Here is a 10,580-nt window from a genome sequence, read left to right as displayed (position 1 = left end):
CCGGATCGGTCGATCCGGGCTTTTTTATTGCGTCACGCGGCAGGTTTAGCCGGCGCTGTTGGCCTGCGAGCAGCCGGCCACCAGGGCCTTCAGCTCTTCCGGGCGGACCAGCTGGATGTGCTTGTGATCGACCAGGATCCAGCCCTGCTGCTGGAATTTCGACAGCGTGCGGCTGACGGTTTCCAGTTTCAGGCCGAGGAAGCTGCCGATTTCCTCGCGGCTCATGCGCAGGATGAAGTCGTTGGCGGCAAAGCCGCGGCTGGCCAGGCGCTGCGACAGGTTGAGCAGGAAGGCGGCGAGGCGTTCTTCCGCCTTCATATTGCCCAGCAGCAGCATCACCGACTGGTCGCGCACGATTTCGCGGCTCATCAGGCGGAAGAAGTGGTGTTGCAGGCTGGGGATGTCGCGTCCCAGGCTTTCCATGCGGCTGAACGGCAGCTCGCACACCTCGCTGTCCTCCAGCGCGATGGCGTCGCAACCGTGGGTGTTGGAGGAAATGCCGTCCAGCCCCATCAGCTCGCCGGACATGTGGAAACCGGTAACCTGTTCGCGGCCGTCCTGGCTGGAAACGCAGGTCTTGAAATAGCCGGTGCGCACCGCGTATAAAGAACGGAAACCTTCTCCGCTGCGGAACAGGTATTCACCGCGCTTGAAACGGCGGCTCTGACGGATAACGGCATCCAGCTGGGCCATCTCGTCACGGTTTAGCCCCACCGGCAGGCACAATTCACGCAGGCTGCAGTTGGAACAAGTGACTTTCAGCGAATGCAGGGGGGAGGACAGATCGTTCATACCGAGAGTCGATTTCCAGGGACAGATGAGCTTGCTTGATGAGCGTCAATGCAGATCAAGGCGTAATTGCGCAAATTTACCAGTCCCCCACCAGATTTCCAATCAAAATATATGATGGCTGCTCATTCTGCATTTATCCCGACCCAATGTGTTTTCGACCGGACCCTGATCGAAACACTGGAAGGGTCCGGTCCGCGTTACACCTCCTATCCGACTGCCGACCGTTTTCACGCCGGTTTCGGGGTGAATGATTATGAACATTGCCTGGCGCAGCGCGCCATTGGGGCAAACCATCGCGGCATTTCGCTGTACGTACACATCCCGTTCTGCAACACCATCTGCTACTACTGCGGCTGCAACAAGATTATCACCAAGGACAAGAGCCGCGCCGACGCCTACCTCGACTACCTGGAAAAGGAAATCGCGCTGGTGGCGGAAAAACTCGGCTGTCGCGAGAAGGTGATCCAGCTGCATTTCGGCGGCGGCACACCGACCTTCCTCTCCGATGCGCAGCTGGACCGGGTGATGGGCGTCATCAACCGCTACTTCGAGCTGCTGCCGGAAGGCGAGTTCTCGATCGAGATCGACCCGCGCAAGGTTGGCCGCGACACCGTGCTGCACCTGGGCCGTCTCGGCTTCAACCGCATGAGCGTCGGCATCCAGGATTTCGATCCGGCGGTGCAACAGGCAGTGAACCGCATCCAGAGCGAGGCGGAAACCCGGCTGGTGATCGACGCCGCGCGCGAGGCCGGCTTCAAGTCGGTGAGCGTGGACCTGATCTACGGCCTGCCGCTGCAGAGCGCGCACTCGCTGGAAAGCACCGTCAACAAGGTGATCGCGATGTCGCCGGACCGCATCGCGCTGTACAACTACGCGCACCTGCCGACCGTGTTCAAGCCGCAGCGCCGCATCAACGAGGCCGATCTGCCGTCCAGCGCCACCAAGCTCGACATCCTGCAGAACTCGGTACAGCAGCTGAGCGACGCCGGCTACGTGTTCATCGGCATGGACCACTTCGCCAAGCCCGGTGACGAGCTGACGCGCGCGCTGGAGCAGGGCCGCCTGCAGCGCAACTTCCAGGGCTACTCCACCCACGCCGATTGCGACATGATCGGCTTCGGCGTGTCGTCGATCGGCAAGGTCGGCCCCTGTTACTCGCAGAACGAAAAGGACATCGACGCCTACTACGCGGCGCTGGACGCCGGCCACCTGCCGGTGATGCGCGGTATGACGCTGACCCAGGACGACATCCTGCGCCGCAGCGTGATCCAGGCGCTGATGTGCCGCTTCTCGCTGTCGGTGGAGGCGATCGAGCAGACCTTCGCCATCAATTTTGCCGACTACTTCGCCGACGAGCTGCCGAAGATCCGCGAATTCCAGCAGATGGGCCTGCTGCACTTCGACGGCGACTTCCTTATGGTGGAGCCGAAGGGCCGCTTCCTGATCCGCAATATCGCGATGGCGTTCGACCGCCACCTGCGCGAGCGCGAAACCGGCGCGCGCTATTCGAAAACCATCTGACGCGCGCCGCACGGGCGGCGGGACGACAGGCACACAAGGTTGGCCGCAGCGATGCGGCCAACCTTTTTGTTGATGCCGGCGGCGGCGCGGGCGCTAGAGCCTGTCATCCATTTGAGCCGGATGGGGGCAGGGAAGTGCGCCTGGCTTGTTTTTCAAGACTTGGCGGCGTGTTGGTCATGCTCTGGATTGGCTTGTTGTGCCTGGTTGCCGGTTCCGAACGTCAGCGTTCCGATGCCCGAGGCTGAGAACGAGAGTAGCGCCTTGCTGCCAAGGGGAATCTGCCAGGCATTGGGTGGCGTGGGCGTCACCGGACTACCTATCGGCATTGCCATATCCAGGCGAAACACCTCATAGGCGCTGGCTTCCAGCAACACGCTGCTATTGGGGGCCACCGTTACACTACAGCCCCAGTCTATTTCTTCCAACCCCATCCCCAAGCCAATACAGACGCGATATTCTTTATTGTCATAGGGCGGTATTCGCCAGCCACTCTCGTCGTGTGTCAGGGTAATTTCATTATTAAACCGCATCGAGAATTGATCTGCATTGGCGCTGAATGGATAAGCAAGCTGATTCGGGCTGATTTCTCCCGCGGCCAGCACCGAGGCAACCCAGGATAGTGGCAATTGATTGCTAAAATCGATAATTACCTTGGTATGTACAGACTGAATTCCAGCGAGAATATAATCGGTCATCGGAGAGCTGGTGGCATAAAAAGTCAAACCAAGTTTTATATTAAGGTCACTAACGGAAGTAATCGTGATGGCTGTATCTGGCGTAGACGTCAGTAATACCCCAAAACTTTTTATGGGAGGAAAGATAATTGTATTGTTAGCGGATTCCATGCGGGATATTGCTTTCAATAACAGGACACAAACGTTTAACCGGTAAACGCTTGTGTCCCGAGTCAAGTAATGAACGGATTACTTGTGGAATTCCAGTGGTGCGCCGGGCTGGAACAAGTCCTGCACGGCCTTGGCGGAGCGATCGCCGGCGTAATCAAATTCGCACTGGAAGGATCCCTGCTGCGTCGAGCCCTTGATGTTGAAGCGCACGCCGCTAAGCAGGAAGAAGGTGAACCCGGCCATCAGCGCGCTGCCCACCGACAGCCGGCCCTTGAGGAAGGTATTGGCCATGTCGGATCGCACCACGCCGTCCACGGCATTGTCTTGCCACACCACGCTGGATACGGAGTCGAGGAAGGTTGGATCGCCTTCCAGCTGCAGCTGCTGCAGTGGTGCGGATTGCGTCAGGGCAAGCAGGTTCTCGTGTGCCTTGCAGAGCGACTGGTGGCTGTTCACCAGTGCATGCACCACGTCGTCAGCCACGCTGACGGCGGGCTTGCCGGGAGTCACGGTCCAGTCGCCGGTTTCGGTCAGCGTCACGGTGCAGTTGAACTGGCTGAATTTGTCCAGGGTGATTTCGGCCGCCTTGGTCGACACATCGGTCCATTGCGCCAGGGTGTTGTAGTCGAAATCGCCGGTGCTTACGTAGAACGAGAACTTGGGCTGGATGTGGCGGGTAACGCCCGGGTCCGGGGACCAGGTCATGCCGATATAGCCGGCTGCGGTCTGAATGCCGAAGCTCTGGTTGGCAAACCAGCCATGATCTTCATTGCTGGGTTTGTTGAAGTTGTTGGTGACGATGTCGACGAGGCCGCTGGAGCCGGCACCCACTTCCTTGAGCTGTGGTCCCTGGCGCGGTGGGCAGGTGACATAGTCCGCCTCGTACTGCTTGCCCAGAGTGGCAAGCATCGGCACGTTGGAAGTAATGGCTACGTCGAGACCAACGGCCTCGTTGCTGGCCCCTGCCGCAACCGAATATTGCACCGGCACGGTGAACAGGTTGTAACCTTGGGCATTGTTGATAATGCTCAGGCATGCGCTCGAATTCGCGAAAACGCCGGGGTCGGCTTTCATCTGCTCGGGCGGCTGCAGGAACAGCCAGAAGTTACGGGTGCTGCCCGATTTGTTGACCAGGTAGATATTGTACTTTTCAGCCATTTCCAATTCTCCAATCAGTTAGATGTGATGTTGCTGACGAATCAGCCAACTCACTATAACCATTGCATAAAAAGAAAAATGGGTCTGTTGCGGGTCAAGTTGGTATCAATTGGGCATCAGAATGATGCGTGAAAATACTGTAAAAATTTAGATAATGATTATCTGGTATTTGCCGAATAGATTATTCGGAGAATAATAGACTGACCTCGACCCCCAGGGCCTGCGCTAGGTTTTTTGCCGTTCGGTAACGTACCGGTGTCCCCAGTTCGGCCCTTTTGATCGAGGCAGTAGAAACGGGACAGCGGTTGATTCGGGCGTGTTCCGCCAGATCGTCCTGGCTAAAACACTTGTCACGTCTCAACTTCTTGAGCTTGGCAGGATCAAGCATGACTCGTCCATCGGCTACGGTTTGTTCAGACATATTTCTCGGCCCTCAACATGGCATAAGAAATCATACATTAGTCATTATCCGGCCTCTATCAGCAAAACTACCTATGGTCGCCACTTGCCATTCCTGTGCCATGGCGACATTGGCCGCGGTGCGTCATCGCCTTCGGCGAGGACCGACACCTAGGATGGATGGTGCTGGCGGTGGGGCAAGGGCAGACTTGGTCTTGGTTGCGTTGCCATCGTGCGCCGCGGCCGCGCGCAAAAAAAGCCCGCCGGTGGCGGGCTTGCTCGGGACAAGGTTGGCCGCAAGGCTTACCACACGTCCTTGTGGATCTTGGCTTCGATTTCCGGGTACTTCTTCACGTCGAACACCGGCTGCTTCACGCCGGCCTTCAGCTGTTGCTGGTAGTCCTTCAGCAGCACGAACACGTACTTGGACAGCATCACGATGGCGAACAGGTTGATCAGTGCCATCACCCCCATCGCCAGGTCGGCCATGTCCCAGACCAGCATCGAGCTGCCCAGGCAGCCGAAGACCACCATGCCCAGCACGGCCAGACGGAACAGGAAGATCACGGTCTTGTTGTTCTTGATGAACTCGACGTTGCCCTCGGCGTAGGCGTAGTTGCCGATGATGGTGCTGAAGCAGAACAGGAACATGATCACTGCCAGCAGCGTGCCGCCCCAGCTGCCCAGCGTGGCGCTCATCGCCGCCTGGGTCAGTTGTACGCCTTTCAGCTCGGCGCCGGGCACGAAGGCGCCGGACAGCAGCACGATCAGCGCGGTGCAGGTGCACACGATCATGGTGTCGATGAACACGCCGAACATCTGGATCAGGCCCTGCGATGCCGGATGACGGGTGGTGGCGGCGGCGGCGGCGTTCGGTGCCGAGCCCATGCCGGCCTCGTTGGAGAACAGGCCGCGCTTGATACCCAGCATCATCGCCTGGCTGATGGCGTAGCCGGCAAAGCCGCCGGCAGCCTGCTGCATGCCGAAGGCGCTCTTCACGATCAGCGCCAGCACGCCCGGTACTTCACTGGCGTGGGTGATGATCACGTACACGGTCATGCCCAGATACAGCGCGGCCATCACCGGCACCATCCATTCCGCCACCTGGCCGACCTTGCGCATGCCGCCGAAGATGATCGGCGCGGTCAGCAGCACCAGGCCGATGGCGACCAGGTTCTTGTCCCAGCCCAGCGCGCCTTCGGTCGCGGCGACGATGGAGTTGGCCTGCACCGCGTTGAACACCAGGCCGAAGGCGACGATCAGCGAGATCGAGAACGCCATGCCCAGCCAGCGCATGTTCAGGCCCTTCTGGATGTAGTAGGCCGGACCGCCGCGGAAGGTGTTGTCGTGGTGGTTGACCTTGAACAGCTGCGCCAGGCTGGATTCGGCGAAGGCGCTGGCCATGCCCAGCAGCGCGGTCATCCACATCCAGAATACGGCGCCGGGGCCGCCCAGCGCGATGGCGGTGGCGACGCCGGCGACGTTGCCGGTACCGACGCGGCTGGCGAGGCCGGTGGCGAAGGCCTGGAACGAGGAGATGTCGTTACTGCCGGCGACGTGGTTGCGGCCACCCAGCATTTCCTTCACGCCGCGCGGCAGCAGGCGGATCTGCATGAAACCCATGCGCAGGGTGAAGAACAGGCCGATGCCCAGTAACAGGTAGATCAGTAGCTGACCCCAGATCAGGTCATTGCCGGCATTGATCCAGCCGTGAAGTAATTCCATATGTGCTCCTAATGCGTGTCGAGCGCAACGTCGCCGGCAGCACTTGTTGCGGTGCCGGCAACATCAACGGGCTCAGGGTGTTGTTATGGTCAATTGCCGCTTCAGCGGTCTTGTGGTGCCAGGTTTTCAGCGGTGATCGCCGCTGAAGGGGCGGCATGATAGCGTAAATTGCGACGGGGGTGTGTTCGTTTGTGGTGATTCTTGGCGGGAAAAACCCTGTTTTGCGGCGGGTTTCCGGTTGTTTCGATTCGATTTGATTGAAAGTGAACCGAAACGAACGGCGGCCGGGCGGCCGCCGGGTGGCAACGCTGTCAGGGGCCGACGTAGCGCAGCAGCAGGCGGCGCAGGCGCGGCGCCCCGATCAGCACCAGCGGGAAGGCGCAGCTCCACGCCAGCAGCCAGGCGCGCAGCCAGCGGCCGACAAAGCCGGCGTCGAGGCCGGTGTTGACCGCGGTGAGGATGCCCGACATCAGGAAGGCCATGTAGCAGGACATCAGCAGCGCGAATAGCAGGGTGTGTTTGCGGGAAGGAGGGGACATGGTGGTCTCGCTACGGTGGTGGGTAGCGCATTTTATATAATGTAAAGCGACTTGACCAATGTCCGGGGTGCGGCATGCGCCCGCAAGCGCTGCCAGATCGTGCGCTCACGCGCGACAGGGCGACAACGACGGCGGAAGCGGCGTTGACACGGGGTAAAGGTGCAGGCCTGGCGCGTGCTTAAGGCCGTAGCGCCGCATGGCGAGCCGTCGCCGTAGACCTTGAGGTGCTGCTCAGGACAGCGCGCGCGGCGACATGCGGTGCAGGATGGCGATCGCCTGGCTGGTCGGCGTGCGTACCGCATCGGCCAGCGTGTAGCGGTCCAGCGCGCTGAAAAAGGCCTGCAGCGCCTCGTCCAGCATCCCTTTCAGCTGGCAGCTGCCGCGCAGCTGGCATGGCGGCTCGGCGCAGTCGATCAGCTCGGTGATGCCTTCCAGCTGGCGGATCACCTGCCCCAGCGGGTAAAGGTTGGCCGCACGCGCCAGCGCGAGGCCGCCGCCCTTGCCGCGGGTGGTGACCAGCCAGCCCTGCTGCGACATGAAGTGCACCACCTTGACCAGATGGTTGCGCGATACGGCAAAGCGCTCGGCAATCTCGCCGATGGTGACCGGCGTCGCGCGCGGCTCGTCGGTGAGGTACATCAGGACGCGCAGGCCAAGGTCGGTGAAGTGGGTCAGTTGCATGCAGGCAGTATCCGGGTAAAAGCGGGCCGCCGCTGCGGCCCGCTGTGCGCGATTATAGCGCGGTGCCACCGGTGCCGAAGGCCTCGGCATGAATGCGTGCGGCATCGACACCCAGCGCCAGCAGCGAGCGCTGCTGCGCCTGCATGAACGGCAGCGGGCCGCACAGGTAGTAGTCGGCGTCGGCGACGATCATCTCCGCCGTCAGTGTGATGCGGCCGGCGTGATGGTAGTGCACGCCCGGCTGGTCCTCGGCGCGCGGCGCTTCATAGTAGATGGCGCTGTGCAGCTGCGGATACTCGGCCGCCAGATTGGCGACGTGCTGGCGGAAGGCGTGCACGCTGCCGTCGCGGCAGGCGTGCAGGAAGCGGATCTGGCGCGGGCTGTCCTGCTGCAGCAGCTGCTCCAGCATCGCCAGCAGCGGGGTGATGCCGACGCCACCGCTGATCAGCACCACCGGCGTGCTGCGTTCCTGATGCAGGAAGAAGTCGCCCATCGGCGGCGCCAGGTCCAGCAGTGCGCCGGCCTCGATCGCATCATGCAGCACATTGGACACCATGCCCGCCGGGGTGCTGGCGCTGCCGCCCTCACGCTTCACCGAGATGCGCAGCGCCGTGCCGCCGGGTGCCGCCGACAGGCTGTACTGCCGCGGCTGCATCATGCCCAGTTCCGGCACCGCCAGCCGTACCGACACATACTGCCCCGGCAGGTAGTCCGGCAGCGCGCCGCCGTCGGCCGGCTGCAGATAGAAGGAGGTGATTTCCGCACTCTCCGCCACCTTGCGGCCAACCTTGAACGCGCGCCAGCCGCTCCAGCCGCCGCGCTGGGTGGCCGCCTGCTGGTACAGCTTGCTTTCCTCGGCGATCAGGATGTCGGCCAGCTGACCGTAGGCGGCGGCCCAGGCGGCGATCAGCTCGTCGCTGGCGGCGTCGCCCAGCACTTCGCGGATCGAGGCCAGCAGGTGGCCGCCGACGATCGGATAGTGCTCGGCCCGGATGCCGAGGCTGGCGTGCTTGTTGGCCACCAGCGTCAGCACCGGTGCCAGTACCGATGGGTCGTCGATGTGCTCGGCGTAGGCGGCCACCGCCATCGCCAGCGCCTGTTGCTGGCTGCCGGCCTGCTGGTGGCCCTGGTTGAAGATCTGCTTCAGTTCCGGATTGTGCTGGAACATGCGCGCGTAGAAATGGCGGGTGAGGGTGACGCCGTGTTGTTTCAGGATCGGGGCGGTGGCCTTGACCAGTTGACGGGTGTGCTGATCCAGCATCGTGCTTTCCTTTTGTTGTGTAAAAAATACATGTTTTTGTGCGCCAGCGGCGATACGCGGCCAACGTTCGGGCCGGGAATGGACGGTGGCGAACGCGGCGGGACAGGCTGGCTTGAAACATGTACAAATAATACATGTTTAATTTTCTCGTGTCAGCCCCGGAGCCACTCATGTCGCACACCATCGAAACCACCGCCCGCCGCACCGCCGTCACCGCCCTGTTGCTGTTCGGCGGTTGCCTGTATCTGGCCTACCAGGAAAGCGTGCCGCTGGCGCTGGGCTGGGTCATCGCCGCCCACCTGCTGCTGACGCTGTCGGCCGGGGTGTTCAAGCTGTCGGTGGTGGTGGTGATGGCCTGCCGTCACGGCCGCCGCCATGCAATGTGATTTTTCACACTCTGCCGCATTTAAGCCGCGACACCGTGCTGCCGTCTTGTACTGGTGATGGCGCAACAAGCGCTGTTCCAAACTTCCTCAATACGGAGCGATAGATCATGCTGAGCCTTCACACCAACGCCGCATCCCTGTTCACCAAAAGCAACCTGAATACCAGCCAGAACTCGCTGACGACCTCGATGACCCGTCTGGGTACCGGTTATCGCATCAACTCGTCGCAGGACGATGCCGCCGGCCTGCAGATCGCGACCCGTCTGGAAGCGCAAAGCCGTGGCATGACCGTGGCGATGAAGAACGCGCAGAACGGTATCAGCCTGTTGCAGACTGCCGACGGCGCGCTGTCCGAAGTGTCCAACATCATGCTGCGTATGAAAGACCTGGCCACCGAAGCGTCTACCGCTACCGCCACCGCTGCCGACAAGACCGCCATGAAGGCTGAATTCGATGCGCTGGGCGCCGAAATCACCAACATCATGACCAACACCAAGTTCGGTGGCGAAGCGCTGCTGACCGGCGGCAAGCTGGCCGCGGCGATGAAGTTCCAGGTGGGTGCCACTGCGGCCGAAGCCTACACCTTCAACGCCTCCGCCGACCTGACCGCCATCGGTACCGCCAACACCGCGCTGATCGCCGGCGACCTGTCGATTGCCGACCCAAGCGCCGTGATCGCACTGGCTGACACCGCCGTTGCCGCCGTTGGCACCCTTCGTTCCTCCATCGGTGCCGGCGCCAACCGCCTGAACCACATCAGCAACAACCTGGCCAACGTCAACAACAACACCCAGATCGCCAAGTCGCGCATCATGGACACCGACTACGCCAACGAAACCGCCAACATGACTTCGCGCCAGATGCTGATGCAGGCCGGCACCTCGATGCTGAAGCAGTCCGGTTCCATCGGTCAGCTGGCCATGTCGCTGATGCAGTAAGCGTTTTACCCGTTGTACCTTTAATCAGTCTGCAGCCGCCGCGAGGCGGCTGTTGTCATTGGTGCCGCGCTGGCGCCGGGGGAGGGCAGGATGGCGGAAGCGATACGGGCGGTCGGTGCGCCCAGTGCGCCCGGCGTGGTGCAGCCGGTGGCGACGGCGACGTCGCAGCACAAGCTGCAGCCGGGCGACATCCTCACGCTGCGCGTGGCGGCGCTGCTGGCCGACGGCAGCGTGCAGCTGGAAGGCGACGCGCTGCACTGGCTGCTGCGGCAATGGCCGGCGAGCCTGCCGCCGACCAGTGCCGGGCAGCGTGCTGCCGTTCCGGGTGCGTGGCC

Annotated in this window: 12 protein-coding genes; 4 read left to right on the top strand and 8 right to left on the bottom strand. The window is 61.7% G+C overall.

What is annotated here, in order from left to right:
- Positions 1–45: 45 nt before the first annotated feature.
- Positions 46–792 carry a fumarate/nitrate reduction transcriptional regulator Fnr gene (fnr, locus tag ACG97_RS12850; protein WP_047967772.1) on the bottom strand — a complete coding sequence of 249 codons (747 nt, stop codon included), beginning with the start codon at positions 790–792 and terminating at the stop codon, positions 46–48.
- Positions 793–903: 111 nt separating this feature from the next.
- Here fnr and hemN point away from each other — a divergent pair, with 111 nt between their 5' ends.
- Positions 904–2,313, top strand: a complete 1,410-nt coding sequence (gene hemN, locus ACG97_RS12845) for an oxygen-independent coproporphyrinogen III oxidase (protein WP_047967771.1) — start codon at positions 904–906, stop codon at positions 2,311–2,313.
- A 152-nt stretch (positions 2,314–2,465) separates the two neighbouring features.
- On the opposite strand, the gene ACG97_RS12840 is transcribed toward hemN, so the two are convergent.
- The 7 genes from ACG97_RS12840 to hmpA all read right to left on the bottom strand — a co-directional run bounded on the left by ACG97_RS12840 (position 2,466) and on the right by hmpA (position 8,975).
- The gene (locus ACG97_RS12840) at positions 2,466–3,158 is read right to left on the bottom strand and encodes a hypothetical protein (protein WP_156168042.1); all 693 of its coding nucleotides are present in this window, start codon (positions 3,156–3,158) and stop codon (positions 2,466–2,468) included.
- 78 nt (positions 3,159–3,236) lie between these two features.
- Complete coding sequence (locus tag ACG97_RS17875) at positions 3,237–4,316, bottom strand: hypothetical protein (protein WP_047967802.1); 1,080 nt, start codon at positions 4,314–4,316, stop codon at positions 3,237–3,239.
- Between the two features lie 181 nt (positions 4,317–4,497).
- Complete coding sequence (locus tag ACG97_RS17695; protein WP_156168041.1) at positions 4,498–4,704, bottom strand: helix-turn-helix domain-containing protein; 207 nt, start codon at positions 4,702–4,704, stop codon at positions 4,498–4,500.
- Between the two features lie 314 nt (positions 4,705–5,018).
- A complete protein-coding gene (locus ACG97_RS12830; protein WP_047967770.1) occupies positions 5,019–6,440 on the bottom strand; it encodes a sodium:alanine symporter family protein in 1,422 nt (473 codons plus the stop codon).
- A 311-nt stretch (positions 6,441–6,751) separates the two neighbouring features.
- Positions 6,752–6,979, bottom strand: a complete 228-nt coding sequence (locus ACG97_RS12825; RefSeq protein WP_047967769.1) for a DUF2798 domain-containing protein — start codon at positions 6,977–6,979, stop codon at positions 6,752–6,754.
- 231 nt (positions 6,980–7,210) lie between these two features.
- Positions 7,211–7,660, bottom strand: a complete 450-nt coding sequence (locus tag ACG97_RS12820) for an Rrf2 family transcriptional regulator (protein WP_047967768.1) — start codon at positions 7,658–7,660, stop codon at positions 7,211–7,213.
- 52 nt (positions 7,661–7,712) lie between these two features.
- The gene (gene hmpA, locus ACG97_RS12815) at positions 7,713–8,975 is read right to left on the bottom strand and encodes an NO-inducible flavohemoprotein (RefSeq protein ID WP_255348035.1); all 1,263 of its coding nucleotides are present in this window, start codon (positions 8,973–8,975) and stop codon (positions 7,713–7,715) included.
- A 116-nt stretch (positions 8,976–9,091) separates the two neighbouring features.
- Here hmpA and ACG97_RS12810 point away from each other — a divergent pair, with 116 nt between their 5' ends.
- The 3 genes from ACG97_RS12810 to ACG97_RS12800 form a co-directional block, all read left to right on the top strand.
- Positions 9,092–9,307 carry a hypothetical protein gene (locus ACG97_RS12810; RefSeq protein WP_047967766.1) on the top strand — a complete coding sequence of 72 codons (216 nt, stop codon included), beginning with the start codon at positions 9,092–9,094 and terminating at the stop codon, positions 9,305–9,307.
- Positions 9,308–9,414: 107 nt separating this feature from the next.
- Positions 9,415–10,245 (top strand): flagellin, encoded by an 831-nt coding sequence (locus ACG97_RS12805; RefSeq protein WP_047967765.1) that lies wholly within the window; start codon positions 9,415–9,417, stop codon positions 10,243–10,245.
- 90 nt (positions 10,246–10,335) lie between these two features.
- Positions 10,336–10,580, top strand: a 245-nt coding sequence (locus ACG97_RS12800) for a hypothetical protein (protein WP_047967764.1), incomplete at its 3' end; no start/stop codon positions are given.

The organism is Vogesella sp. EB (assembly GCF_001037925.1).
GTDB classification, from domain to species: domain Bacteria; phylum Pseudomonadota; class Gammaproteobacteria; order Burkholderiales; family Chromobacteriaceae; genus Vogesella; species Vogesella indigofera.
Note: the sequence above shows the minus strand (reverse complement) of the source record. Positions and strands in the feature narration are given on the sequence as shown.

Bases quoted from the DNA above. Each gene is read 5' to 3' on its own strand.
- fnr (WP_047967772.1), bottom strand. From the start codon at position 792: ATGAACGATCTGTCCTCCCCCCTGCATTCGCTGAAAGTCACTTGTTCC.
- hemN (WP_047967771.1), top strand. From the start codon at position 904: ATGATGGCTGCTCATTCTGCATTTATCCCGACCCAATGTGTTTTCGAC.
- ACG97_RS12840 (WP_156168042.1), bottom strand. From the start codon at position 3,158: ATGGAATCCGCTAACAATACAATTATCTTTCCTCCCATAAAAAGTTTT.
- ACG97_RS17875 (WP_047967802.1), bottom strand. From the start codon at position 4,316: ATGGCTGAAAAGTACAATATCTACCTGGTCAACAAATCGGGCAGCACC.
- ACG97_RS17695 (WP_156168041.1), bottom strand. From the start codon at position 4,704: ATGCTTGATCCTGCCAAGCTCAAGAAGTTGAGACGTGACAAGTGTTTT.
- ACG97_RS12830 (WP_047967770.1), bottom strand. From the start codon at position 6,440: ATGGAATTACTTCACGGCTGGATCAATGCCGGCAATGACCTGATCTGG.
- ACG97_RS12825 (WP_047967769.1), bottom strand. From the start codon at position 6,979: ATGTCCCCTCCTTCCCGCAAACACACCCTGCTATTCGCGCTGCTGATG.
- ACG97_RS12820 (WP_047967768.1), bottom strand. From the start codon at position 7,660: ATGCAACTGACCCACTTCACCGACCTTGGCCTGCGCGTCCTGATGTAC.
- ACG97_RS12810 (WP_047967766.1), top strand. From the start codon at position 9,092: ATGTCGCACACCATCGAAACCACCGCCCGCCGCACCGCCGTCACCGCC.
- ACG97_RS12805 (WP_047967765.1), top strand. From the start codon at position 9,415: ATGCTGAGCCTTCACACCAACGCCGCATCCCTGTTCACCAAAAGCAAC.